General features: G+C 60.3%; 28 protein-coding genes. 14 read left to right on the top strand and 14 right to left on the bottom strand.

Translation table 11 applies throughout. The annotated features are described in order from the left end of the window. The first annotated feature begins 34 nt into the window (after positions 1-34). The gene (locus tag BUA42_RS01275; RefSeq protein ID WP_072775895.1) at positions 35-898 is read left to right on the top strand and encodes an SDR family oxidoreductase; all 864 of its coding nucleotides are present in this window, start codon (positions 35-37) and stop codon (positions 896-898) included. Continuing rightward, positions 895-1,527, top strand: coding sequence for an exopolysaccharide biosynthesis protein (locus BUA42_RS01270; RefSeq protein WP_084066063.1), 633 nt, complete (start codon positions 895-897; stop codon positions 1,525-1,527). The genes BUA42_RS01275 and BUA42_RS01270 overlap by 4 nt, the downstream gene beginning before the upstream one ends. A gap of 82 nt (positions 1,528-1,609) precedes the next feature. On the opposite strand, the gene dxs is transcribed toward BUA42_RS01270, so the two are convergent. From dxs to BUA42_RS01240, 6 genes are read right to left on the bottom strand one after another with little or no spacing between them, the layout of a single operon-like run. Further along, complete coding sequence (gene dxs / locus BUA42_RS01265; RefSeq protein ID WP_072775894.1) at positions 1,610-3,535, bottom strand: 1-deoxy-D-xylulose-5-phosphate synthase; 1,926 nt, start codon at positions 3,533-3,535, stop codon at positions 1,610-1,612. A 21-nt stretch (positions 3,536-3,556) separates the two neighbouring features. Then, entirely contained in the window at positions 3,557-4,411 is an 855-nt protein-coding gene (locus BUA42_RS01260; RefSeq protein WP_425435023.1) for a polyprenyl synthetase family protein, read from the bottom strand. Positions 4,412-4,431: 20 nt separating this feature from the next. Then, a complete protein-coding gene (locus tag BUA42_RS01255; RefSeq protein WP_072775892.1) occupies positions 4,432-4,674 on the bottom strand; it encodes an exodeoxyribonuclease VII small subunit in 243 nt (80 codons plus the stop codon). Then, the gene (locus BUA42_RS01250) at positions 4,671-5,597 is read right to left on the bottom strand and encodes a histone deacetylase family protein (protein ID WP_072775891.1); all 927 of its coding nucleotides are present in this window, start codon (positions 5,595-5,597) and stop codon (positions 4,671-4,673) included. Before BUA42_RS01250 ends, BUA42_RS01255 begins: the two co-directional genes overlap by 4 nt. 48 nt (positions 5,598-5,645) lie before the next feature. Further along, the gene (locus tag BUA42_RS01245; RefSeq protein WP_072775890.1) at positions 5,646-6,347 is read right to left on the bottom strand and encodes a response regulator; all 702 of its coding nucleotides are present in this window, start codon (positions 6,345-6,347) and stop codon (positions 5,646-5,648) included. A 2-nt stretch (positions 6,348-6,349) separates the two neighbouring features. Next, positions 6,350-6,859: a MarR family winged helix-turn-helix transcriptional regulator gene (locus BUA42_RS01240; RefSeq protein WP_072775889.1), complete on the bottom strand. Its 510-nt coding sequence runs from the start codon at positions 6,857-6,859 to the stop codon at positions 6,350-6,352. Positions 6,860-7,022: 163 nt separating this feature from the next. Between BUA42_RS01240 and BUA42_RS01235 the strand changes: the two genes are divergently transcribed. After that, complete coding sequence (locus BUA42_RS01235) at positions 7,023-7,892, top strand: branched-chain amino acid aminotransferase (protein WP_072775888.1); 870 nt, start codon at positions 7,023-7,025, stop codon at positions 7,890-7,892. Here BUA42_RS01235 and BUA42_RS01230 read toward each other — a convergent pair. The 6 genes from BUA42_RS01230 to BUA42_RS01205 form a co-directional block, all read right to left on the bottom strand. Continuing rightward, positions 7,889-8,368 carry a hypothetical protein gene (locus tag BUA42_RS01230; protein ID WP_072775887.1) on the bottom strand — a complete coding sequence of 160 codons (480 nt, stop codon included), beginning with the start codon at positions 8,366-8,368 and terminating at the stop codon, positions 7,889-7,891. The two genes, BUA42_RS01235 and BUA42_RS01230, sit on opposite strands and share 4 nt — an antisense overlap. After that, positions 8,352-8,636 carry a hypothetical protein gene (locus tag BUA42_RS01225; RefSeq protein WP_072775886.1) on the bottom strand — a complete coding sequence of 95 codons (285 nt, stop codon included), beginning with the start codon at positions 8,634-8,636 and terminating at the stop codon, positions 8,352-8,354. Before BUA42_RS01225 ends, BUA42_RS01230 begins: the two co-directional genes overlap by 17 nt. A gap of 66 nt (positions 8,637-8,702) precedes the next feature. After that, a complete protein-coding gene (locus tag BUA42_RS01220) occupies positions 8,703-9,893 on the bottom strand; it encodes an ABC transporter permease (RefSeq protein WP_072775885.1) in 1,191 nt (396 codons plus the stop codon). 3 nt (positions 9,894-9,896) lie between these two features. Continuing rightward, positions 9,897-11,594 carry an ABC transporter permease gene (locus tag BUA42_RS01215; RefSeq protein ID WP_084066062.1) on the bottom strand — a complete coding sequence of 566 codons (1,698 nt, stop codon included), beginning with the start codon at positions 11,592-11,594 and terminating at the stop codon, positions 9,897-9,899. Positions 11,595-11,688: 94 nt separating this feature from the next. After that, complete coding sequence (locus tag BUA42_RS01210; RefSeq protein ID WP_072775884.1) at positions 11,689-12,801, bottom strand: extracellular solute-binding protein; 1,113 nt, start codon at positions 12,799-12,801, stop codon at positions 11,689-11,691. Positions 12,802-12,911: 110 nt separating this feature from the next. Beyond that, complete coding sequence (locus BUA42_RS01205; RefSeq protein ID WP_072775883.1) at positions 12,912-14,018, bottom strand: ABC transporter ATP-binding protein; 1,107 nt, start codon at positions 14,016-14,018, stop codon at positions 12,912-12,914. Between the two features lie 674 nt (positions 14,019-14,692). Between BUA42_RS01205 and BUA42_RS01200 the strand changes: the two genes are divergently transcribed. The 5 genes from BUA42_RS01200 (at position 14,693) to BUA42_RS01180 (ending at position 19,196) form a co-directional block, all read left to right on the top strand. After that, the gene (locus BUA42_RS01200) at positions 14,693-15,463 is read left to right on the top strand and encodes a sulfotransferase family 2 domain-containing protein (protein ID WP_218588594.1); all 771 of its coding nucleotides are present in this window, start codon (positions 14,693-14,695) and stop codon (positions 15,461-15,463) included. A 114-nt stretch (positions 15,464-15,577) separates the two neighbouring features. After that, on the top strand, positions 15,578-16,237 hold the full coding sequence (locus BUA42_RS01195) for an ABC transporter ATP-binding protein (protein WP_072775881.1): 660 nt from the start codon (positions 15,578-15,580) through the stop codon (positions 16,235-16,237). Then, entirely contained in the window at positions 16,215-17,807 is a 1,593-nt protein-coding gene (locus tag BUA42_RS01190) for a KpsE/RkpR family capsule polysaccharide export protein (RefSeq protein ID WP_072775880.1), read from the top strand. Before BUA42_RS01195 ends, BUA42_RS01190 begins: the two co-directional genes overlap by 23 nt. Positions 17,808-17,956: 149 nt before the next feature. Next, positions 17,957-18,877 carry a manganese-dependent inorganic pyrophosphatase gene (locus tag BUA42_RS01185; protein ID WP_072775879.1) on the top strand — a complete coding sequence of 307 codons (921 nt, stop codon included), beginning with the start codon at positions 17,957-17,959 and terminating at the stop codon, positions 18,875-18,877. A 4-nt stretch (positions 18,878-18,881) separates the two neighbouring features. Further along, positions 18,882-19,196, top strand: a complete 315-nt coding sequence (locus BUA42_RS01180) for a DUF1294 domain-containing protein (RefSeq protein WP_245818919.1) — start codon at positions 18,882-18,884, stop codon at positions 19,194-19,196. Here the strand turns inward: BUA42_RS01180 and BUA42_RS01175 are convergent. Continuing rightward, entirely contained in the window at positions 19,193-20,074 is an 882-nt protein-coding gene (locus BUA42_RS01175; protein WP_072775877.1) for a hypothetical protein, read from the bottom strand. The two genes, BUA42_RS01180 and BUA42_RS01175, sit on opposite strands and share 4 nt — an antisense overlap. 102 nt (positions 20,075-20,176) lie before the next feature. Here BUA42_RS01175 and BUA42_RS01170 point away from each other — a divergent pair, with 102 nt between their 5' ends. Continuing rightward, positions 20,177-21,049 (top strand): TIGR01459 family HAD-type hydrolase, encoded by an 873-nt coding sequence (locus tag BUA42_RS01170; protein WP_072775876.1) that lies wholly within the window; start codon positions 20,177-20,179, stop codon positions 21,047-21,049. Positions 21,050-21,054: 5 nt separating this feature from the next. Here BUA42_RS01170 and BUA42_RS21035 read toward each other — a convergent pair whose 3' ends face one another. After that, positions 21,055-21,192: a hypothetical protein gene (locus BUA42_RS21035; RefSeq protein WP_178346820.1), complete on the bottom strand. Its 138-nt coding sequence runs from the start codon at positions 21,190-21,192 to the stop codon at positions 21,055-21,057. Positions 21,193-21,298: 106 nt separating this feature from the next. Between BUA42_RS21035 and BUA42_RS01160 the strand changes: the two genes are divergently transcribed. From BUA42_RS01160 to BUA42_RS01140, 5 genes are all read left to right on the top strand, one after another. After that, positions 21,299-22,015, top strand: a complete 717-nt coding sequence (locus BUA42_RS01160) for a helix-turn-helix transcriptional regulator (protein ID WP_072775874.1) — start codon at positions 21,299-21,301, stop codon at positions 22,013-22,015. 86 nt (positions 22,016-22,101) lie between these two features. Continuing rightward, the gene (locus BUA42_RS01155) at positions 22,102-22,545 is read left to right on the top strand and encodes a MaoC family dehydratase (RefSeq protein ID WP_072775873.1); all 444 of its coding nucleotides are present in this window, start codon (positions 22,102-22,104) and stop codon (positions 22,543-22,545) included. Between the two features lie 161 nt (positions 22,546-22,706). Then, entirely contained in the window at positions 22,707-23,639 is a 933-nt protein-coding gene (locus BUA42_RS01150; protein WP_072775872.1) for a bifunctional riboflavin kinase/FAD synthetase, read from the top strand. Beyond that, positions 23,636-24,109, top strand: coding sequence for a YcgN family cysteine cluster protein (locus BUA42_RS01145; protein ID WP_072775871.1), 474 nt, complete (start codon positions 23,636-23,638; stop codon positions 24,107-24,109). The genes BUA42_RS01150 and BUA42_RS01145 overlap by 4 nt, the downstream gene beginning before the upstream one ends. Then, positions 24,109-25,134, top strand: coding sequence for a threonine aldolase family protein (locus tag BUA42_RS01140; protein WP_072775870.1), 1,026 nt, complete (start codon positions 24,109-24,111; stop codon positions 25,132-25,134). Before BUA42_RS01145 ends, BUA42_RS01140 begins: the two co-directional genes overlap by 1 nt. The last annotated feature ends 42 nt before the right edge of the window (positions 25,135-25,176 follow it).

The following is a 25,176-nucleotide window of genomic DNA, read 5'->3' as shown; positions in this document are numbered from 1 at the left end:
TTGTATTTGCGCCGCGCCACACCACGTGTCATCCATGGAAAAAACACTGCTTTCGCTGGGCCACGGATATAGCGCGGCGTATCTTGCCAAACGGCTTGTTCCGAAGGGTTGGCGCATCGCAGGCACCACGCGCGACAGCGAGAAATTCGACAGTTTGCGCGCGCAAGGGATCACACCGCTGCTTTGGGATCGCAACGCAATCCTGCCCTGGCTCGAAAACGCAAGCCACGTGCTTGTGTCCGCCGGCCCGACAGAAGATGGCGATCCGACGCTGGATCTACTCAAACCGGATATCAAAGCGCATGCCGCCCGGCTCACCTGGGTCGGCTATCTCTCGACGACCGGTGTTTACGGTGATGCGCAAGGCGACTGGGTCGACGAAAGCACGCCCCTGAGCCCGTCGACCGAACGCGGCCACCGCCGCGTGCAGGCCGAAAACGCATGGGCATCGATCCCTGATCTGCCGCTACACATATTTCGTCTGGCGGGCATCTACGGCCCGGGCCGGGGACCCTTCGCGAAGGTGCGGAACGGAACCGCGCGCCGCATCATCAAGCAAGACCAGGTGTTCAGCCGGATTCACGTCGAAGACATCGCACAGGTTCTGGAGGCGTCGATGATGGCCCCAAACCCGGGCACCGTGTATAACTTGTGCGACGATGACCCGGCCCCACCTCAGGATGTCATCGAACACGCCGCGCACCTTCTTGGCGTTGATCCCCCGCCCGCTGTACCGTTCGACGCGGCCGAGATGTCACCCATGGCGCGCAGCTTCTACGCGGAAAGCAAACGTGTGCGGAATGACAGGATCAAGACTGACCTTGGCGTGGTTTTGAAGTACCCGGATTATCGCGCCGGTCTGTCGGCCGTGTTGGAAGCAGAAAGCGGTGCGTCGTGACACCCGTTCCCGCAGCGCCCCGGTCACTGGTCGAGTTGCTCAACACGCTGGACCCTGACCATCCGCAAAAACCGCCGGGGCTGCCTTCGATCGAAGGCGAGGACGGATTGACCATTCAACAAATGCTCGACCGGGTTGGGCCACGGTCATTCGGCGCAGTGCTTCTTGTTCCCGCCCTGATCCTCGTCTCGCCGCTGTCGATCATTCCGCTGATGCCAACCTTGGGCGGGCTGATCATCCTGACCATCGCCACACAGGCGTTTTTCGGGCGACGGCATCTTTGGTTGCCAAAGTTTCTCGCCGCACGCCATCTCAGCACAGAACAGTTGAAGAAGGTCGTGAACAACCTGCGGAAACCGGCAACTTGGCTGGACAATTTCAGCCGGAACCGTCTGACCTTTTTGACCGCACCGCCCTTGGACCGGTTCGCCCTGCTTGCCGTGATGTGTGTCGCGGCAACCTGGCCGTTTCTTGAGATCGTCCCGATGTTCACCTCGATCAGCGCGGGTGGCGTGGCGCTTGTCGCGTTTTCAATGATGGTGCGCGACGGGATCGTATTGATCGCGGGCTATAGCGTGCTCGCCGGGACGCTGATCTTCGTGTTGCGACTGGTTACCGGCATCTTCTAGACTCCGGTTGTTCAGTCCCGCTTCATCGATCCTTGGCAGAAACGCCTGAAGGTGAAGGACGACACCTCAAAATAGCTCTTGGCTATGCACGCTTGCCAATGCTGGCCACGCCAAGCACATCGAGGACCTTCGATTCGATATGCTCGGCATTAAGCTGCGCCACGTCGTACATCGCTGCAGGGCTGGCCTGATCGATGAAGGTATCGGGCAGAACCATCGACCGGAACTTCAATCCGTGATCGAAGACACCTTCATCTGCCAAAAGCTGAGCGACATGGCTTCCGAAGCCTCCGACGGCGCCCTCTTCGACAGTGATCAATGCCTCATGATCGGCCGCCAGTTTCAGGACCAACGCGCGATCAAGCGGTTTGGCGAACCGCGCATCGGCCACGGTCGGGGAAATCCCCTTCGCCTCAAGCGCTTCGCATGCGCTCATGACCTCGCCGAGGCGCGTTCCGAAAGACAGGATAGCGACCTGCTGGCCCTCGCGGATCATCCGTCCCTTGCCGATTTCAAGGACCTGTCCGCGCTCCGGCATCTCCACCCCCTGCCCTTCACCGCGCGGGTATCGGAAGGCGATCGGGCCTTCGTTGTGAGCGACGGCGGTGGCGACCATGTGCTTGAGTTCGGCCTCATCCGCCGCAGCCATCACCACGAACCCAGGAAGGTTCGCAAGATAGGCGATGTCGTAGCTGCCCGCGTGGGTCGCACCATCCGCGCCGACGAGCCCCGCCCGGTCGATGGCAAAGCGCACCGGAAGGCGTTGGATCGCCACATCGTGCACGACCTGATCGTAACCCCGTTGCAGGAAGGTCGAATACATCGCGCAGAACGGCTTTAGCCCGCCCGCCGCCAATCCGGCGCAGAAAGTCACGCCGTGCTGCTCGGCGATGCCGACGTCGAATGTGCGCGACGGATAGCGCTCTGCAAAAAGATCCAGGCCCGTACCATCCGGCATCGCTGCGGTGACGGCACAGACCATCGGGTCCTGCGCGGCTTCATCGCACAGCGCTTGCGCAAACACCTTGGTGTAGCTCGGCGCGTTCGAAGGGGCTTTCTTTTGCTCGCCAGTGATCATGTCGAACCTCGCCCGGGCGTGCCCACGATCCGGTGATCCCTCGGCGGGCGCATAGCCCTTACCCTTCTGCGTCAGCGCATGGATCAGGATCGGTCCATCAGCGCGGTCTTTCACCGTGCGCAGCACCGGCAGCAGCTGATGCAGATCATGCCCGTCAATCGGTCCAAGATAGGAAAACCCGAGCGCTTCGAACAAGGTGCCTCCCACCGCCATACCCTTGAGCATGTCCTTCGCGCGTTTCGCCCCCTCGCGGAACGGTTCGGGCAAGAAGCTCACGGCGCCTTTCGCGGCGTCCTTCAGATCCTGAAACGGCGCCCCCGCGTAAAGCTGCGTCAGGTACGAGGACAACGCGCCAACCGGCGGCGCGATACTCATCTCGTTGTCGTTCAGAATGACGATGAGGCGCTTCTTCAGATGGCCCGCGTTGTTCATCGCCTCATAGGCCATGCCCGCGCTCATGGCACCGTCGCCAATGACCGCAATCGCATCACCATGGCCGGTGTCACAGGCCCCGCCCAAATCGCGCGCAACGGCGAACCCAAGCGCCGCCGAAATCGAGGTCGAGCTATGCGCCGCGCCAAACGGATCGTAAGGCGACTCAGACCGCTTTGTGAATCCGGACAACCCGTCCTGCTGGCGCAATGTCAGCATCTTGTCGCGGCGACCGGTGAGGATCTTGTGCGGATAACACTGGTGCGACACGTCCCAGATGATCTTGTCCTTGGGCGCATCGAAGACCGCATGCAGCGCAACGGTCAATTCGACAACGCCCAGACCTGCACCCAAGTGCCCGCCTGTCTGGGACACCGCTGCAATCGTGTCGCGCCGCAACTCGTCGGCCAGCTGTACCAGCTGCGCGTCAGAGAACCGCTTGAGATCAGCGGGCGACTGCACGGAATCCAAGAGCGGCGTGTCTGGTCTTTGGGACATGTTCCGCGCCTCCGGGTCGCGTTAGGTGTCGCGCGAAATAACGAACTGCGCCGCTTGCTTCAAGGTCTCGGCCCGGTCGCCAAAGGGCGACAAGGCATCACAGGCCGCCGCTACAAGATCCCGGGCGCGCGATTTCGCACCCTTTAGACCAAGCAGGGACACGAATGTCGCCTTGCCGCGATCCGCGTCTTTTCCAACGGCCTTGCCAACAGTAGTCTCATCGCCCTCGACGTCCAGAATGTCGTCCGCAATTTGAAAGGCGAGGCCAAGCGCGCTGGCATAGTCAGTCAGCGGTTTTGGATCGGCTTCGGCCAGTCGCGCGCCCGCTTCCGCGGACCAGACGATCAGCGCACCGGTTTTGCCCGCTTGTAACGCAGTGATCGCATCCAGCGTCAGCGGCGCTTTGGCGCTTTCCGCCGCAATGTCCAATGCCTGCCCAAGCACCATGCCAGCGCGGCCAGAGGCGCGCGTAAGGCTCAGGGCAAGGTCCGCCCGCACCGCCGCCGACGGATGGCACGCCGGGTCGAGCACCAGCTCGAACCCAAGCGTTTGCAACGCGTCACCGACCAAGACTGCCGTCCCATCGTCCCATTTGCGGTGAACGGTTGGCTGCCCGCGTCTAAGATCGTCGTCGTCCATGCAGGGCAAGTCATCATGCACCAGCGAATAGGCGTGGATCACCTCGATCGCGGATGCGGCCCAGATGGCCTGCGTTTCCGGAACGCCATGCAAGCGCGCGCCTTCCATCACCAGAAACCCGCGCAACCGCTTCCCGCCGGATACGGCATAGCGCATACCGTGAATGACTGGCAGGTCCGGGTCACCCGCCATGACCTTGGCCAGATGCGCCTCGATGCTGGCCGCATCAGCCTTCAGAACGTCCAGAAACACCGCGCTTACTGCGGATCGACGGGTGTCGTTCCGGTTGGCTGGCCATCGGCATCAAGCGTGATCGCGGCCACCTTTTCCTGCGCTTCGTTGAGCTTCGCTTCGCAGCGCTTCTTCAACGCCGCCCCGCGTTCGTAGAGCGCGATGGATTCCTCCAAAGCAACGTCGCCGCGCTCCAACTGCCCGACGACTTTCTCCAACTCGGCCATCGCCGCTTCAAAGCTCATCTCGTCAACGGGTGTGTTACTCATGACGCGGCCTCCATCAGTTCTTCCACATGCGCCCGGGCGCTGTCGGCGAGCGCAGACAAATCATACCCACCCTCCAGAGTCGAGACGATCCGCGCTTCGCAAAGGTCTCCCGCCAAGGCGCAAAGCTCGCGCGTCAGCCACCGGAAATCCTCGGTCGCCCATTGCAGCTCCGCCAGCGGGTCATCCTGATGCGCGTCGAACCCGGCAGAAATGATGATCAATTCCGGTTGGAACTCGCGCAACCGCGGAAAGACCTGCGCTTCGTAGGCGGCCCGCATCTCGGCCCCACCACTGCGCGGTGCCAGCGGGATGTTGAGCACATTGTCATGCGCCCCGCGCTCGGACGGATGACCGCTTCCCGGCCAAAGCGGCATCTGCTGGCTCGTGATGACCAAAGCGCGCGCCTCGTCCCACAAAAGATCCTGCGTCCCATTGCCGTGATGCACGTCGAAATCGACGATCGCGACCCGCGACAGCCCATGCGCCTCCAAAACATGTTTCGCGCCAATGGCGGCATTGCCGAAGAAACAGAACCCCATCGCCGTTGCTTTCTCGGCGTGATGGCCCGGCGGCCGGATCGCGCAGAAGGCATTCTGCACCTCCTCGTCCAGCACCATGTCCACCGCTTTCACCACGGCGCCCGCCGCCCGCAAGGCGGCGCGCCACGACCCGGGTGACGCCCACGTGTCGGCGTCGATCTGATGGACCCCTTCGTCCGGGATTGCCGCGCGCATCGCGTCGATATGGGATTGCGGATGCACATAGCGCAATTGTGCTTCGTCCACCTCAGGCGCGGTGACCCGGGTCAGTTCCAAATCCTGCAACGCGTGCAAGACATGCTCCAACCGCGCAACGCGTTCCGGATGTCCGTTCGGGGTGACATGCTCCAGACACTCCGCATGTGTGATCAACGCTGTGGACATGCGCGCATCCCCCGCTTCTTCTTTTCAAAAATATGCAAACGCGACGGATCAATCCGGCGCCAGCATATACCCAGCGCCGCGCACCGTCTGCAAATAGCGCGGCTGCTTCGGGTTGTCTTCGAGCTTGCGGCGCAGGCGCGTGATCTGCACGTCAACCGCGCGCTCCTGGCTTTGCCCCCGATCACGTCCCAGTTCCTCGACCAGTTGAGACCGGCTCAGCGCCTCTCCGGGCCGCGCCGCAAACACCTTCATCAGCTGGATCTCGGTGGAAGTCAGTCGAACGAGGTCTTCGCCCCGCCACATCTCTCCGCGCTCGGTGTCATAGCGAATAGGCCCGAGGCTCAGGTATTTCGGTGCGCCATCATCGGCGACCTGTTCCGGCATCCGCCGCAGGATCGCGTTGATGCGCAACAGCAGCTCTTTCGGTTCGAACGGTTTGGCAAGGTAATCGTCCGCCCCGGCTTCCAGCCCCGCGATCCGATCCTCTGTCTCGGCCCGTGCGGTCAGAAGCAGGATCGGGGTGGACGACGTCTCACGGATCGCGCGCGTCAGGCTGATCCCGTCCTCACCCGGCATCATCACGTCGAGCACGATCAAATCGAAGTCGAGCCCCGAGAGGATCCGCCGCGCATGCGCCGCGTCGCGCGCAGCGCTGACCAGAAACCCGTTGCGAATGAGAAACTTCTGCAACAGTCCGCGAATGCGTTCATCGTCATCGACAATCAGCAGATGTGCATCGGGATCGGCCATGTTCAGCGCCCCTCTCTTAGTGCGAGGTAGGCCCGCCGCATGTCATCATCCATCATCGCTTCGAGCACCGTCTTGAAACCCGCGACAGCTTCCGGGCCGGCCTTGCGATAAGCGTCGCGCATCCGTGCGCGCTGCGCATCGGACAATTGCTGCTCCAGCGCCTCACCTGCTTCGGTCAGTGTCAAATGCCGTTCTCGCTTGTCGCTGCGTCCCACATGGCTTGTCACAAGACCATCTTCGATCAACGTGCGCAACACACGGTTCAGCGACTGCTTGGTGACCCCAAGGATCGCCAGCAGATTGTTGACGGTTGTTCCCGGCGCACAGTGTATGAAGTGAATGGCGCGGTGATGCGCGCGACCGTATGACAGCCCTTCGAGGATACGGTCCGGATCAGCGGTAAACCCGCGATAGGCAAAGAACATCGCCTCGATTCCCTGGCGAAGCTGTTCGTCCGTCAGATACAGCAGGGCTTGCCCGCTGCCGCCCCCGGGGGTCTGTCCCTCTGCCATCGTCTTGAAATCCGATCGGTCTTTTTCGTTTCGGCCGAAAATACGTCAGTCTTGTTGACATTCCAAGGACCAAATGGTAGCGAATCTCAGTTTTGGCGCAACATTATGTCCGGATCGGACCTTTATTGCGCAATATTTGAAAATCCGGGCGAGGAGACAGAACATGGCCGGAAGCTACGAAGACCGCGACGGAAAGATCTGGATGGATGGCCAGCTGATCGACTGGCGCGATGCGAATGTCCATATCCTCACACACGCCATGCACTATGCGAGCTCGGTCTTTGAGGGCGAGCGTGCCTATAATGGCAAGATTTTCAAATCCCGTGAGCACTCGGAACGGCTCAGACGGTCGGCCGAGATGATCGACTTCGAGATTCCCTACACGGTGGATGAGATCGAAGCCGCCAAGAAAGCGGTTCTGGAAGCCAACGGTCAGTCCGACGCCTATGTGCGCGCGGTGGCTTGGCGTGGCGCGGGTGAAGACATGGGCGTCGCCTCCGCCCGCAACCCGGTCCGCATGGCCATCGCCACGTGGGAATGGGGCGCCTATTACGGCGACGCCAAGATGAAGGGCGCCAAGCTCGACATCTCCAAATGGAAACGCCCTTCGCCCGAAACCATCCCGAGCCACGCCAAGGCGGCCGGTCTCTACATGATCTGTACCATGTCCAAGCACGCGGCTGAGGCCAAAGGCTGCTCGGATGCCATGATGTTCGATTATCGCGGCTACGTGGCCGAAGCGACCGGTGCCAACATCTTCTTCGTCAAAGACGGAGAGGTGCACACACCCGACCCCGATTGCTTCCTCAACGGCATCACCCGTCAGACGGTGATCGGCATGCTCAAGGACCGCCAGATCAAGGTCCACGAGCGTCACATCATGCCCGAGGAACTGGAAAGCTTCGAACAGTGCTGGCTCACCGGCACCGCCGCAGAAGTGACGCCGGTGGGCAAGATCGGCGACTACAATTTCGAAGTGGGCAGCCTCACCCGCGACATCGCGGAAGGCTACGAAAAGCTGGTGCGTGTCTAATCCTTTCGCGCTTTCATGGCTGTCCAAGCTGCGAAAGCGCGAAGGTCCTTCTTCGGAACACTTCTTAACTCTGAAATTGCTTCCTCTGCAGAATCAATAGCTTCGACCACATCCGACAAGGCAAAGCTCACGAAAGGATCGTAGTCTGCGGAGTGCCGCTTTTCCTGTAGAGCAACATATAGGGTCGCAAAATCTTCGATTTCCTTCGGAAACTGTGAAACGATATTTGAGTTTTTGCACTGACTTTTTGAAAACCCGTGCTCGACAGCGCGATATGCTTGTCTCCACGCCTTCTGACTGCGGTGCGACTTGGTGCCGCCGATCAAGCAATCCGCACAGTTTTTACAAAGCGCATGAAACATAGCGTAGTAGGCCGTGCTTATAGCTCTACGTAAATCCGACTGGCGTCGTCGTTTTGAGTCGGCTTTTCCGACCAACCTTCGTGCCGTCTTGATGAAGTCAAGCGGCTGCGCCATCCAACTCGTCGGGTTTCATATAGGTCAGGATGGGAAAGCGTTTCTCTTGCAACTTCGCCAGAGGTTCTCGAAGATGGCGCGGCAATCCAAGAACTTTGGACGTGTTCAACCGCCCTCCTTCCGCTTCGAAAACGACTGTGATCCGAAGGATCTCATCTCCGTCGTGATCAAAATCTCCCTTGACATCGATCGACACAACCTCCGCCGGGTGAAGTTCTTTTCGAACCACCTCTTCGATAGCGTCCCGAATTTCGTTGCCTACGAACATCTACAATCCTGTACTCCTGTTACGTTAATATATCATTGGCACACAAAATGTGAATCCCTTGCCCGCTCATCCCGGCGACAGCCCCCGCAACCGCTCCGACCGGCGGCGCAAGATCTCAACCGCAGTCAGCAGGCAGATCGAAATACCCACAAGGATCGTCGCAGCGGCCAGAATGGTCGGCGAAATCTGCTCGCGCAGTCCGGTGAACATTTGCCATGGCAGGGTCTGCAACTCCGCAGAGCCGATAAACAACACCACCACCACTTCGTCGAACGACGTGATGAACGCGAACAATCCGCCCGAGATCACACCGGGCAGGATCAGCGGCATCTGCACCTTGAAGAACGTGGTGACGGGGTTCGCGCCCATATTCGCCGCCGCGCGGGTCAGCGACTTGTCGAAACCCACGAGCGTGGCCGTCACCGTGATGATGACGAACGGAATGCCCAGCACCGCATGCGCCAGAACCACACCCCAATAGGTGCCGACGATGCCGATTTTGGAGTAGAAGAAATACATCCCTGTCGCCGAGATGATGAGCGGTACGATCATCGGTGAGATCAGGATCGCCATGATCGCGCGCTTTCCTGGCACGTGGCTTTGCGACAATCCAATCGCCGCCAGGGTACCCAATGACACCGAAATAAATGTCGCCACCGGCGCGATCATCAGAGAGTTCTTCACCGCGTTCGTCCATTCCGGGTTGGTCAGGAAATCGCGGTAGTGCTTCAGGGAATAGCCCTCGGGATCGAAACGCAGCATCTCAGGCGTGAAGGTAAAGAAATCCTCGGCATTGAAGGACAGCGGCATCACGACAAGGATTGGCGTGATCAGGAACACGAAGATCGCGCCGCAGATGATGCGGAACGTGTAATGCCACAAAACCTGCCCGCCGGTCAGATAGGGCACCAGATGCGCACGGTAACGCCCCAGACCAATCCAGTAGACGAACCAGCCGAAGAACCAGCCGAACAGGGCGCCAAGGATCAATCCCGGATAGCCGCCAAGAAAGAACCCTCCGATGGCCGCCAGTGCGATCAACGCCCAGCGCACCGGCTTCTCCATCTCTTCGGCCAGCGCCTGCATCGCGATGAAGCCCAGCGCCGCCATGAGAAGCGCGCCGATGACAAGCCCCACGAAGCCGGACCCCTGCGCTGTCCCGACCAGCAGCCCGGCAAAGGCCCCCGCCGCGGCGAGAACGCCGGCCGTGAACCCGATGGGCTTTTTCTCGATCGGTGTGAGAATGGCTTCCGACATGCTCTACCCTCCCAGCTTCACGTTATCGATGCCCACGATCCTGTCGTAGGCCCAGTAGAGGACAAGAACGACCACCAGAAGGATCGTCCCCAATGCCGCAGCAAGACCCCAGTTGAGTGAGCTCGAAATGTGATACGCAATTCGGTTTGAGATGAAGATACCCGACGTACCACCCACAATCTCAGGCGTGATATAGTAGCCGATGGACAGGATGAAGACGAGGATCGACCCCGCGCCGATCCCAGGCACCGATTGCGGGAAGTAGACCCGCCAGAAGGTCGTCCAGTTTGTCGCGCCAAGAGATTTTGCCGCCCGAACATAAGACGGCGGGATGGTCGACATCACCGAATACATCGGCAGGATCATGAAGGGCAGAAGGATATGAGTCATCGCCACGATGGTGCCGAACTGGTTGTTGATCATCACCAACCGTCCGTCATCGGCGACCATGCCCAGCCACACGAGCACATCGTTGATCACACCCTGCTGTTGCAACATCACCTTCCAGGCCGAGGTGCGCACAAGAAGCGACGTCCAGAAGGGCAAGAGCACGAGGATCATCAGCAGGTTCGCCGTCCGCATCGGCAGGTTCGAAAGCAGATAGGCAATCGGGTAGCCCAGCAGGATGCAGCTAAACGTGATGATCATACTCATCCACAGCGTGCGCTGGAACAGAAGCCCGTAGATGCGCTCATCTTCGTCCCGCAATGCCGGACCTTCCGGCGTTTTCTGCATGTCGATGGAGTTCAGGAAATACCCGGACGTGTAGGTCGGGCTGTAGGTTTTGATCGTCTGCCAGATCTCGGGGTTCAGCCAGTCCTCGTCGATCTCTTCGAACGCGTCGCGGAACACGACCGTTTCGAAACCCGGGCTTTCGACCAGCGCGTCGGCGGCTACCAGCATATCCGCCCGCGGACCGGTATAGCCCGACACATCACCCGCAAGCAGGTCCTGGTACAAAGCCGTGTGCACCACCGTCCAAGGCTCTTCCTCAAGCGGGCTTTCGCCTTCCTCGGTCTGCATGAAGCGGGCGAAGATCTGGTAGGTCTCAGCCGTGCGCGGCAAGAGGTCCGAGATCCCGTCCCGCAGTTCGAAGCGCGGCATCCGGCCTTCGCCACCCCAGGCGTCCTGCGCCGCGATCCAGTCGGGATCGCCCATCAGTTCGGCCCAAGGGCGCGCTTCGTCCCAGTTTTCGTCGAGATCCTCGAACTGGTCCTGATAAACCTCGCCGATATCGTCGATCCCGCGCCCGGATTTGCGGAACAGCGATGAAGACCCGGTTTGTTCGTAATTCAAACGCGACCCAAGCCGCGTGTGCTCTTTTCGCTCTGCGGCGATGAAGATGTCATAATAGGCCGCCTCGAACACCTCGTCGCGCGGCAACTCATCAGAGGTCGCGTCGTAATCCGCGAGTGCCACAACCGTGCGCGGCAGCGTTTCTCCCACGATCTGGTTTTCGACCGACCGAAACAGCATGTCGAAAATCGGGGCGATAAAGCTGACCAGAACAAAGATCAAAAGCGGGGCGATCAAGGCCAGCGCGCGCAACTTCTGTGCGCGCAGCGCTCGGCTCAAGGATCGTTTAAGCGGCGTCCCATCGGCGGCAAGGACCGGTCCATCATCGGCCCTGTCCCCTGCGCGCAGCGCGTTGTCGGGTGTCGGACCAGATATCTTGTCGGGTTCGGCTGTTGCGTCGCTCATGCCTTGGGTGCCCTCGACTGTCTTAAGGTGGGGATGGGCACACCTGCCCATCCCTTGATCATGTCATGCAGGCCAAACGACCTGCTTTACGCCCTTAGCGCGCGAGCCACGCCTGGAACTTGGCGTCGATGTCGTCGCGGTAGTCGGCCCAGAACTCGTAGTTGAAGAGGAACGTATTCTGCGCGTTTGCCGGATCTGTCGGCATATGCGGCGCCATTTCGATGCCCAGTTCGGCATGCGTGCTCACCAACGGAGCAGACGATGCGCGTGCCGGACCGTACGAGATGTACTTGGCCTGATCCGCAAGACGCTGCGTGTCAGTTGCGAAACGGACGAAGTCCTGCACGCGTGCCAGACGATCCTCGGGCAGACCTGCCGGAATAATCCAGCCGTCAAGGTCGAACATCTGCCAGTCCCAGAGCATGCCGATCGGCTGATCCTGCTCTTCGATGGCCGAGAAGAGACGTCCATTGTAGGTCGATCCGATCACAACTTCACCATCTGCCAGAAGCTGAGGCGTATCGGCGCCCGCGTTCCACCAGATCACGTCGTCCTTGATGGTGTCGAGCTTCGCCAGCGCGCGGTCCTGACCTTCTTCGGTCTCCAGCACGTTGTAGACTTCGTCGATCGACACGCCGTCACAGATCAGCGCCCATTCCATGTTCGCAATCGGGCGACGCTCGAGCGACCGCTTGCCCGGGTAGGCTTCGGTGTCGAAGACGGCGCAGACGCTTGTCGGCGGTGTGTCACCGACCATGTCGGTGCGGTAGCCGAAAGTCGTCGAATAGACGATCTGCGGGATAAAGCAGTCGGACACGATCAGGTCGCCGAAATCGTCGGAGGCAGAGGTGCCATCCGGAGCCGGCGCGAGAAGCTCATCGTGGTCCACTTCCATCGCCAGACCTTCGTCGCAGAGGCGGATCGCGTCAGCGGCCACCACGTCAACGAGGTCCCAGGTGATGTTGCCGGCTTCGTTCATCGCACGCAGCTTCGCCACGGCTTCTGCCGAACTTTCGTCCCAGGTCGCCGAAACACCGTCGTTCATTTCAAGATATGGCGCGACGTAGGCGTTCTGTTGCGACGCCTGGTAGGCACCGCCCCAGCTGACCAGTGTCATGCTGTCGGCCATGCCGTGACCGGCGGCGTAAGCACCTGCGGCGGCAACGGTGAGTGCGCTGGTCGCCATAAGTGTTTTAGACAGTTTCATTTATAGTCTCCCATTCGGTCCGATTATCGAAAGCGGGGAGGATCGTCGGACCGACCGGACCCACCCCTGTGATGACACACCGACGACCCGCGCCAGTGCGACAACTCATTCTAGTTCGGAGCATCCAAGGCGCGGCAATCTTCGGGCAACCACCCGATCTCGATCTGCGCACCCGGCTCCAGCCGGACCTGATCCGGCGCATTCCGGGTCTTGATGACAAACTCGTCATTGCCTGCCACCTTGAGCCGCGTGCGGAAGATGTCGCCCATGTAGATGAACTCCAGCACCTCCGCTTTGAGAGTGTGTACACCCTCCTGCAGGCGATCCTTGTTGAATTCGACCCTTTCTGGGCGGATCGAGACACGCGTCCGTTCACCAACCTGGCTGACATTGACCGGCATGGCGTCGATCAGGTCGCCGTTATTGAGTTGCACGACACAGCGGTCACCATTCATCTCGCGGATTGTGCCCTCAAGCGTGTTGTTCTCGCCGATGAACTGCGCGACGAAGCTGTTCTGCGGCTTCTCGTACAACTCATCCGGCGGCGCCAGCTGCTGAATGCGCCCATCATCGAATACGGCCACGCGATCCGACATCGTCAACGCTTCAGTCTGATCGTGGGTCACGTAAACCACGGTGATGCCAAGGCGGTGCGCCAGATGGGTGATCTCGAACTGCATTTTCTCTCGCAGCTGCTTGTCGAGCGCGCCCAGCGGTTCGTCCATCAGAACCAGCTCAGGTTCAAACACCAGCGCCCGCGCCAAGGCGATCCGCTGTTGCTGTCCACCGGACAACTGCGCCGGGCGACGCCCACCAAACGCGCCCATCTCAACCATGTCCAGCGCGCGCTTCACCTTTGCCTCGCGATCAGACTTGCCGATCTTGCGTACCTCAAGCGGAAAGCTGAGGTTCTCCGAGATCGTCATGTGGGGGAACAGCGCGTAGTTCTGGAACACCATTCCGATCCCGCGCTTGTGCGGTGGGATGTTGTTGATGGGCCGGCCATCAAGACGAATGTCACCATGCGTCGCCGTCTCGAAACCCGCGAGCATCATCAGACAGGTGGTCTTGCCGGACCCGGACGGCCCCAGCATCGTCAGAAACTCGCCTTTCGGCATTGTGAGGTTGAGGTCTTTCACGACAAGCTGAATGCCGTCGTAGCTCTTTTGCACTCGTTCGAATTCGACGAACGCGTCATGATGTGACGTGTCGGGCAAAAAGGGACTCCCTGATTGGACCACGGATTGTCTTCCGTTTATCAGCCGAAACTAAATCGCGTTGTGTCCGACAATGCAACACGGTTGACCTGGTTTTGCGCCAGCGGCCCAACCTGCAGGCCGAATTACCTTTTTTTGGCGATTTTTTGGGACGTTTCGCTGTTTTTCAAGAATCATTCAGGCCATTTGCGCGACAGGTGTCTGCATCGCGCAGATCGCGTCGGTAGAACCCCAATTCATTTAACGTGCTTTCCTGACACTCAGTTCCCGCCACACGCAACAAGCGCTCACTGCAGCGAATCAAGCGCATTCAATCAGAACTGCGGTCGGGTGAGATGGCCGCATCGAGCGCGCCAGGATACGTCATCTATTTTGGTATGATTTCGATGGACTTGACCTTAAGTGGCACAGTGCGTCAGTTAATCCTTAGCGCGCAGAGTTCTACTGGTGAGGCTTTCGACATGGCGACATCGTGGATCGGCAAGCTGCGAGACAGCCTGACATCAGCTTCCGGAACGTCGCCTGCGGACGATTCATTGATCGCCCGTGACGGGGAATCTGCTGGACCAGCACTGGATACACCAAAGCCTTTTGCCCCGCGATATCCAAAAGGCGAGCGGGCAAAGCCACCCTTCATCGATTGGTCGCGCACACGCTCGCCGACCGCGCAAGCCATGATCGTGGACCAACTGAAACTCATCTATCTTCCGATCGCGAAGAACGCCTGTTCTTCGACCAAACGTCTGGTCGCAAGTCTTGGAGGGCTAACGCCCGAAAATGGCCAAGACATTCATTACATGCTCGACAAGAACAACACCGGCCTTCAGTTCAAGGATCGAAAAACAGAGGATCTGACCCGCGCATTTGCGGCGCGAGACTGGATGCGCTTCATCATCTTCCGCGACCCGATGGATCGTTTGGTCAGCGCCTATGTCGAGAAGTTCGTCAACAACCGAACTTATCCAGACCAGTGGGCCACTTGCCGTCATGTCATAGAGACGGTCTTCGAAAAAAGAGACCCAACCCCGGAGGATTATGCGCACGGTGTCACGTTCCGTGAGTTCGCAGAATACATCTTGGCCCACGACCCACAACAACTCGACAGTCACTGGCAGCCCCAGACGTTTTACATGGGCCATGTGCCATTGACACACATGTACGACGTAAAGGCATTGGATCAGTTCGAACAGGATTTACGCGACCACATCGGTGCCGACATCACTCTACCTCGCATGAACGTCTCCCGAGAGACCGAAACGGATCTCACGGATTTGCCCACCGCTGTGGATCTTCTGCCTGCCGATCTACCGGACGCAAAATCCCTGAGTTTGCACAGTTTCCTGCCAGAAGACCTGCGCGCGCGGCTGATGGAATTCTACGCGGCGGATGTCTCGATCTACCGACAGATCCAGCGCGCTTCTGGCACCGCCACAGACGCCAAGTGAGGCGACAATACCCGGAATTTGCTATGGATTGGCCACAATCCAGTCAAACTCAAAATCTAAACCCTTGAGTAACCATACCGTGCAATCCCTGTGCGGAGGTGAAACGGGGCATCGATGCTGGAATTCGACAACGTCAGCAAATCGTTTTGGACCGGGTCGCACCGTAAGGTGATCCTGGACCAGGCGTCGTTTCGCGTCGATTTGGGCCAGTCCCTCGGCATCCTTGCTCCAAACGGGACAGGGAAAACCACGCTCATCCGGATGATGGCGGGTCTGGAAAAACCCGACGAAGGTGAGATTCGCAAAACAAGCCGGGTGTCGTTCCCGCTCGGTTTCATGGGCGGCGTCGTCACCAAGCACTCGGCGATGGAAAATTCCCGATTTATCGCGCGCCTCTATGGGCTCGATCCCGATTATGTCGAAGCCTATTGTCGCTGGCTGTGCGATCTGGGCGAATATTTCGACCAGCCCCTTGGCACATACTCCTCGGGTATGCGCGGCCGCTTCACCTTTTCTCTCATGCTTGCGCTCGATTTCGACATCTACCTCGTGGACGAGGGCATGCCGCTGAACACCGATGCGGAGTTCAACCAGAAGATCGGAGACATCATGGCCGAGCGCATGCGCACCAGCACCATGATCATCGTCTCCCACCAGGCCGAAACGCTTGAGAAATTTGCCAACCAAGCCGCCGTTCTCAAGAACGGCGTGCTTCACATGTTTGACACCCTTGAAGAAGCGAAACAGCTCTATGACTATGAAACCCAAAGCTAAACGCTTCCGCATTCGCCGCAGCACACCCGTTTCCCCCGGCGGACCCGCTGCAGCAGCCGGTCATCCCACCTCGCACAGCGTCGATGCCGGATCGGCCCCCAAGACCGAGCGAATCCAGCGTCCCGCAGACGGCGGTGTCGAACAGGCTCTCGCCGCTATTCGCGAAGAAGGCCTCACCGGTCGCCAGCTTCGCATGGCGCGTCGCGTCGCATATCGCCATGGGTTGAAACCGAACACCGACCACGAAGCGGTGTATATGCTCCGGCTCAAGGGCATCGATCCGTTCGAGCGTGAAAACGCGCTCGACCTGATGGTCCCCAAATCCGAAACGACCGACAGCGCTCCGAAGGCCAAGGCGCAACTGCCACAGAAAGTGGCCACGCAAACCAAGAACCTTCCGGCCACCGACCCGCGCAGCCCGGCCGAACGCCGCTCTCAAGAGATTCGGGTGATCCAGGAAGAAATGGCCCGTCGCCGCAACATGCGGCTGCGCCTGCTCTTCACCCGGCTGGCGGCATTCGTCATGATCCCCACGATCCTTGCCGGATGGTACTTCTTCTCGGTGGCCACGCCGATGTACGCGTCGAAATCGGAATTCCTGATTCTCAAAGCGGAATCCTCAGGTGGCATGGGTGGCCTGCTCTCGGGCACCCAATTCGCCACCAACCAGGACGCGATTGCGGTGCAGAGCTACCTGACCTCCAAAGACGCGATGCTGCGGCTTGATGAGGACGAAGGCTTTCGCGAGCATTTCTCGCAGAATTGGCTGGACCCGGTGCGTCGCCTCGAACCGGACGCCTCGATCGAGGACATGTTCAAACTCTACAAGAAATACGTGCAGATCGGATACGATCCCACGGAAGGCGTCATCCGGATGGAGGTCGCTGCGGCCAATCCGCAGATCGCCACCGATTTCTCGAACGCGCTCATCGGCTATGCCGAAGAACGTGTCGACAACCTTTCGGCCCGCAAGCGTGAAAACGCTGTGAGCGACGCGCAGAAGGGGTTGCAGGATGCCGAAATGGCCCGGCGTGAAGCACAGGAACGGCTTGTCCGACTGCAGCAGGAAAGCTCTGTCCTCGATCCACGGGCCCGCATCGGCGCGCTTCAGGCACGGATCGAAACGGTGGAGACACAGCTTCAGGACAAGAACCTGCAGCTTCAGGCGCTCCTCGACAACGCGCGACCGAACCAAAGCCGTGTCGAAGGTGTACAGGCCGACATCCGCCGCCTCCAAGCCTTGAAGGACGAAATCAACCTTGAGATGACAGCCCATACCGAAGATGCCGGATCGCTTGCCGAAACCGCCGTCCAGATCCAGATGGCCGAGGCCGATCTCGCCACCCGCGACATGATGCTGGCGGCGGCGCTCGAACGTCTTGATCAGGCCAGCCGCGATGCCGACAGCCAGGCACGGTACTTGACGACATCGGTCTATCCTCTGCCCTCACAGGACCCGAGCTATCCGCGCGCCTTCGAGAACACGCTTCTGACGTTCCTCGTGTTCTCGGGCATCTACCTGCTGATCTCGCTCACCGCTTCGATCCTTCGCGAACAGGTCGCCAACTAGGGCAGAGCGGAGCATCACTGCTCCGCCACCCTGCGTCATCGCAGGGTCGCCCGACTGCCGCGGATCGGCGCAAACTGCCACAGGTGACAAGCCCCAACGCGCGCCCTATAAGGCGCGCGACTTCACATCTGGCAGAGCAGAGACGCGAAATGACCACTCTTGTTTTCGGACACAAATCCCCCGACACCGATAGCACAGGCAGCCCGATCATCTGGGCGTGGTACCTCAACCAGATCAAGGGCGAAGAGGCCAAGCCGGTGCTTCTGGGCGAGCCCAACACCGAGGCCGCGTTCGTGCTTGACCACTGGAAGCTCGACAAACCCGAAATCATCTCGTCCGTCGACGCGGATCAGCCTGTCGTCATCGTCGACACCAACAACCCGGCCGAACTGCCTGAAGGCATCAACGGCTCCGACATCCGCGCCATCATCGACCACCACAAGCTGGTGGGCGGTCTTGAAACCAAAGGTCCGATCGATATCCGCATCGAACCGGTGGCCTGCACCGCGACCATCATGTGGAAGATGATCGGCGACGATCTGGCCCAGGCACCGACAAACATCAAAGGCGCCATGCTGTCCTGCATCCTCTCGGACACGCTGGAATTCCGCTCGCCGACCACAACGCAGGAAGACAAGGCCATCGCGTGGTCGCTGGCCGAAGATCTCGGCGTCTCGATCCCGGACTACGCCGCCGAGATGTTCGCGGCAAAGTCCGACGTCTCGTCCTTCTCCGACGCAGAGCTTCTGCGCATGGACAGCAAGGAATACGAGGTCGAGGGCACGAAATTCCGCGTCTCGGTGCTCGAGACCACATCGCCGAAGACCGTCCTCGACCGAAAGGACAGCCTGATGTCCTCCATGGTGGACGTCGCCAAGGAAGACGGCGTTGATCAGGTGCTCTTGTTCGTCGTCGACATCCTCAACGAGGAATCCACACTGCTCGTCCCTAACGAGCTTGTGAAAACCGTCGCTGCCAAGAGCTTCGACGCGCAGGCAGACGGCGACAGTGTTGTTCTTCCGGGTGTCGTGAGCCGTAAGAAACAGATCATTCCCAATCTGAAGCTCTGACCTGGTGTCTGAGCTCTGGAACAGGCCGGGCACCACTTTGGTGTTCGGCCTGCTCGGGCTGTTCGTAATCGTGAACGTCATCACGGGTGTGGCGTTCTATTTCGACAAGCGACGCGCGACGCAGCAGGCGTGGCGCATTCCCGAAAGCAGCCTTTTGCTTTGGTCTTTCATCGGCGGCTGGTTCGGCGCGAAGTGGGCACAGCAATGCTTTCGCCACAAAACCCGCAAGGAACCCTTCCGAACGATGCTGAACGCGATTCCGTTTGCGTGGGCCGCGACCGCAACGCTGGTGTGGTATCTCGCCGGACGCACACCCTAACCACCGCTCTGCCCGCGCGTCACCGCCCGCCCTCCACAAAGCACAAGCAGACCAAGTGACACCGGAGCAAGCATCACGAGGGCGATCCAATTGACCTCGCCCACCCAAGGCTGATTGGCGCACAAGGTATAAAGCGCAAAAGCCGACAGCGGCATCAGCCCCGCCGCCCAAGCCTGCGTCACGCGAAACTCCGGCCATAGCGGCGCTTCGCTCTGAACTCCGCGCACCGCGAGCAGGGTAAGCGCGCATAGAAGCGGCAAAAGCACCGCGAGCAGGCCCACCGCGACGACGGTTCCGGCAACGAAGCCGAACGCGACCAATCCCGCCAGCATCCACAGAACAGGCCACGCCATCCGCCGCGGCACCCGGCCCTCGGGCAAAATGACATGCCCGGCAAAGAAGAGGCCCCACGCCCACGGCAATTGCTCGGCGTACCGCATCCCCACTGGTTCAGCGGTCCAGAAATACGCACCCCAAATCCCCAACGCCGCGCCGAAGACGATGTTCATGGCCACAAAAGCCACAGCCCCTCGCGCCAAGGCCCACCGATAGAGCCTGACCCCGATGAGCCCTGACACAAGCCCGTGCCACGCAATGCTCGTCCACAAAAGCGAAAAGGGCAGCGCCGAGAACAGCTCGAACACCGGGATGCCTTCGACCAGGACTCCGACTAGAACGGCGGCAAGGTACCATGCCAACGCGCCGCCCCCGCCAAGCACCGCCACGGTCAAGACGGACAGGTGCGCCGCAATAGCGTAAAACCCCACCATCACCGCTAGCTGTGCGACATCCGCGACCGGATAGAACCATAGCTCCGACAGAGCCGCAAAAACCGCACCCAACCCGATGAAACTGCGCACGTGCCAAAGCAAGTTCATCCCCGAATCCTGTGTGACGCAAGGCAAGGGATCAATCCTCCACGTTCAGGGGTTACGCCATCACGCATCTGCGTTATCCAAGCACTGACCAGAGGAGCCCCCATGACCCAGATCATCTCATCTCTTGCCGATATCGCCAATCGCTACGACGTGCTGCTTGTCGATCTCTGGGGCTGTGTGCACAACGGTGTGACAGCCTATGACGAAGCGGTCGCGGCTCTCAAAGGGTTTCGCAAAGGCGGCGGGACGGTTGTCATGCTGACCAACGCTCCCCGGTCGCGCCACGAGGTGGCCAAGCAACTCAAACGGCTGAACGTGCCCGAAGAGGCCTATGACAGCATCGCCACGAGCGGCGACAGCGCCCGCGCTGCGATGTTCCGAGGCGCGGTGGGCACAAAGGTCTGGTTCATGGGCCAACCTTTCGACGAGACCTTCTTTGATCCATTGGAGCTCATCGACGACCCCGTCGACATCACCCGCGTCGACCTTGAAGACGCCGACGGGATCGTGTGTTGCGGCCCGTTTGATCCGCACGCTGATCCGGCAGTGAACCGACCGCAGTTTCTCTACGCAAAGCAGAAGGGTCTGAAACTGCTCTGCGCCAACCCGGATATCGTCGTCGATCGCGGCGATACGCGCGAATGGTGCGCCGGTGCACTGGCTAAACTTTACACGGAGATGGGCGGCGAAAGCCTTTACTTCGGCAAACCGCACCCGCCGATCTATGACCTCGCCCGCCGCCGCATCGCGGCACTCGATGTGGATGTGGACACGTCCCGAATCCTCGCCATCGGCGACGGCGCGCACACGGACATCGATGGCGCGATGGGCGAAGACATAGACGCGCTCTTCATCACCGGTGGGCTTGCAGCGCAAGAAACCGGCACTGACACCCAGCCGGACCCGGAAAAACTGAACGCCTACCTCGCCAAGGAAGGCATCTCTCCGCAATTCAGCATCGGCTTCCTGCGGTAGGCGGATCAATCCAGCCAGAAATACCCCAGGTAGTAGGTCCCCCGCTGCACCGGCCTTTGTCGCACACGGCGGTTCTGTGGGCGGGCGGAGCTCCATCGCCCCAGCGCAAGTTCCATCATGACGGCTTGATCGTAATACGACATGTCGATGTCTCCCAATCGGTACAGATCGGCAGACAAACGCATCACCCCTGACAGACTGCTGTCAGCAGGGGATGCTACACTGTCAGCACGTCTTCCGGGGACTGACATGCAACGCACCACACGCCTTTTCGAAGTCATCCAGCTTTTACGCACCGCGCGCAAACCGATGACCGCCGCACAGCTTGCGGAGCGGCTGGAAGTCAGCACGCGCACGATCTACCGCGACGTGGCCGCCCTTCAGGCGATGCGCACACCCATCGAGGGCGAGTCGGGCATCGGCTACATCATGCGCCGAGGCTATGACCTGCCCCCGCTCAACTTCGATCAGGAAGAGCTCGAGGCATTGACCGTCGGATTGTCGATGCTCGCGCGCACCGGCGACGGAGCCCTGCAAGACGCCGCGCGCAGGGTCTGCAACAAGATCGAAACCCTGCGCGACGGTGCGCCGTGGATCAGCGTCGTCCCCTTCGGCGCGCCACAGGATGACCCATCGCTGGGTTGCGTGTCGAAAGGCATGTTGCGTGACGCCATCCGGGAAGAGCGCAAGCTGCGCATAACCTACCGCAACAGCGCGGGTGTGGAAACCGAACGGGTCATCCGCCCCTTGGTCATGATCTACCATGTCGAATGCGTGATTCTTGCCGCCTGGTGCGAATTGCGCGGCGGGTTCCGCCATTTCCGCTCTGACCGACTTTGGTCCTGCGACGCTTTGGACGCGCGCTTCACCGGACAGGGTAAAGTCCTGAGATCATTGTGGGAAGACGCTGAGAAAAGCGCATCTCCGGCGCAACAAATCGACGAAGCGCGGCAAACAGACACTTGATTTTCTGCGCGCGCAAAGTAATAAAGTTGCAAGAAACGGGCGGTAAGCTAACTTTTATTACCTACCCAATCAGCCTGGAGTGCAACATGTTGGACAATCTGCCACGCGGAACGATCTGCATCGAAGACATCGAAATGGGTATGTCCCGTCACCTGCGCAAAGAGGTGACCGATATGGATATCGAACTGTTCGCCCAGGTCTCGACCGACCGGAACCCGGTTCATCTCGATGATGATTACGCGCAGGACACCATTTTCGAAGGCCGTATTGCCCATGGCATGCTCACCGCTGGCCTGATCTCTGCGGTCATCGGTGAACAGCTGCCCGGTCACGGCACCGTCTATATGGGCCAGACGCTCAAGTTCCTCGCACCTGTGCGCCCGGGCGACGTCGTCTATGCCGAGGTGAAGGTGGTGGATATCGACTTCGCCAAACGCCGCGTGACACTCGATTGCCATTGCTCCGTGGACGGCAAGAAAGTCCTCATCGGAGAGGCCAAGGTCCTAGCCCCGTCGCGCAAGTTCGACTGACCGGGAACCGGATGCGTCACCGCATCCGGCCGTCTCCGCCAACGGAGACGCACCGCGCCTGAGGCGCGTTTCGGATGCGAAGGCGCGTCCGCGATGTTCCGTCCACGGAACATCCCGCCGCAGGGATTGCACTGCTGCGACACGCCCGCTAGTCCTGCCGCATGAAAATCGTTCGGGATTACCAGTACGTTTCGCCGGAAGACAAAGGGGCGACCGTTGCCATCGGCAACTTTGATGGCGTGCATCGCGGCCATCAGGCGGTGATCGACATCGCCCGCAAGGCCGCCCCGCACGCGCCGCTGGGTGTGCTGACCTTCGAACCTCACCCGCGCGAGTATTTCGCAGCGGACGCGCCGCCCTTCCGCCTGATGAATGCCGAGGCCCGCGCCACACGGCTGAGCAAACTGGGCGTCACTCATCTGTATGAACTCAATTTCAACGCCGCGCTCGCCGGTCTGTCGCCCGAAGACTTCGCGCGCAAGGTCATCTCCGACGGGCTGGGTCTGACACATGTCGTGGTGGGCGCGGATTTCTGCTTTGGCAAAGGCCGCACCGGAACCGCAGACGACCTGGTGGCGTTCGGCGACGCGATGGGCTTTGGCGTGACCATCGCCGAGATCATAAGCGGAACAGCAGGCGCCGTCTCCTCGACCGCCATCCGCGCAGCGTTGTCTGACGGCAAACCGCGCATCGCAGCCGAGATGCTGGGGCACTGGCACCGCATCGAAGGACCGGTGATCGGAGGCGAACAGCGGGGACGCGAACTGGGATACCCCACCGCGAACATGTCGATCGACGGCCTGCACCCACCGAAATTCGGCGTCTATGCCGTGATTGTCGACGTGCTCGACGGCCCACACAAAGGAACGTACCACGGCGCCGCGTCGATGGGTGTGCGCCCGATGTTTGGCGAGAACCGCGCCAATCTGGAAACCTTCATCTTTGACTTCACCGGTGACCTTTACGGCGCGACGCTCTCCGTTGCGCTGGTGGATTTCCTGCGGCCCGAAGAAAAGTTCGACAGCCTTGAAGCGCTGATCCACCAGATGGACGCCGATTGCGCCGAGGCCCGCACGCTCCTGTGGGAGCTATGAGCGCCGACCCGATCGACAGGCACGGACTCTCGCCACGGTTCTGGGAGCGCAAGGCGCTGACAGAGTTGTCCGAGAAAGAGTGGGAAGCGCTGTGCGACGGTTGCGGGAAATGCTGCCTCAACAAGCTGGAAGACGAAGAGACCGGGCATGTCGAACTGACGCGCGTCGCCTGCCGCCTGTTCGACGACAGCACCTGTCGCTGTGCACAGTACGAGATCCGCCACCAGTTCGTGCCGGAATGCATTGTGCTGAAGCCCACGAACATCGACAGCCATGCCTACTGGATGCCGCAGACATGCGCCTACCGGCTCGTGTGGGAAGGCAAGCCGCTTTATGACTGGCATCCGCTGATCTCGGGGACGGCACAGTCGGTCCATGACGCTGGCGTGTCGGTGAAAGACCGGACAGTCCCCGAATTCGAAGTGCACGAAGACGATTGGGAAGACCACATTATCGAGGAACCGACCTGATGTTTTTTGCCTCAGACAACAGCGGACCCGTCCCGCAGGCCATTCTGGACACGCTTGCCGAAGCCAATCAGGGCTACACCCTGGGCTACGGCGCCGATGCGATGATGGACGAAGTGCGCCAGCGGCTCCGCGATCTGTTCGAAGCGCCCGACGCTGCCGTTTATCTGGTGGCCACTGGCACCGCCGCGAATTCCCTGGCGCTTGCGTCGTTGGTCAAACCGTTCGACGCGATTTTCTGTGCGCCGGTTGCGCATATCGAAGAGGACGAGTGCAACGCGCCCGAATTCTACACCGGCGGCGCGAAGCTGACCCTGACGAAAGGCGCTGACCGGATGACAAAGGCCGATCTGGAGGCGGCGATCCTGACGCAAGGCAACCGCGGTGTGCACGGGCCCCGGCGCGCTGCGGTGTCGATCACGCAGGTCACCGAGATGGGCAATGTCTACTCGCTCGAGGACCTGCGTGTTCTCTGCGAAACGGCGCATGCCTATGACCTGCCGGTCCATCTGGACGGGGCGCGTTTTGCCAACGCCATCGCCGCTTTGGACTGCAGCCCGGCGGAAATGACGTGGAAGCTGGGTGTCGATGTCGCAGTGTTCGGCGGCACCAAGAACGGGTTGATGGGCGTCGAGGCGGTGATCTTTTTCGACTCGGATCAAGCGCAGGAATTCGAGCACAGGCGCAAGCGCGGCGGGCATCTGTTTTCCAAGCACCGCTATCTGTCGGCCCAGATGGCAGGCTACCTGCGGGACGACCTGTGGCTTGACCTGGCACGCCGGGCCAACGCCAAGGCCGCGCGGCTGCATCGCGGTATTGCGCAGAATCCTGATGTGCGGATCGTCAACGACGTGACAGCCAACATGATCTTCTTCACCGCGCCGCGCGCGCTGCATGACCATCTTCAGTCGAACGGCGCGGTCTACTACACCTCAGGCGAAGAGCCCGCGCGAGGACGGCTTGTTTGTGATTGGTCAATTGCCGACGAAGAGATCGACCGGTTCATCGATCTTCTCAAAGCCGCATGAACAAAGGGCTCCCGAACGGGAGCCCTGACTGGTAACGCAACG

Source organism: Marivita hallyeonensis, from assembly GCF_900129875.1.
Classification (GTDB): domain Bacteria; phylum Pseudomonadota; class Alphaproteobacteria; order Rhodobacterales; family Rhodobacteraceae; genus Marivita; species Marivita hallyeonensis.
The sequence above is the reverse complement of the archived record's forward strand: the minus strand, read 5'-3'. Positions and strand labels throughout refer to the sequence as shown.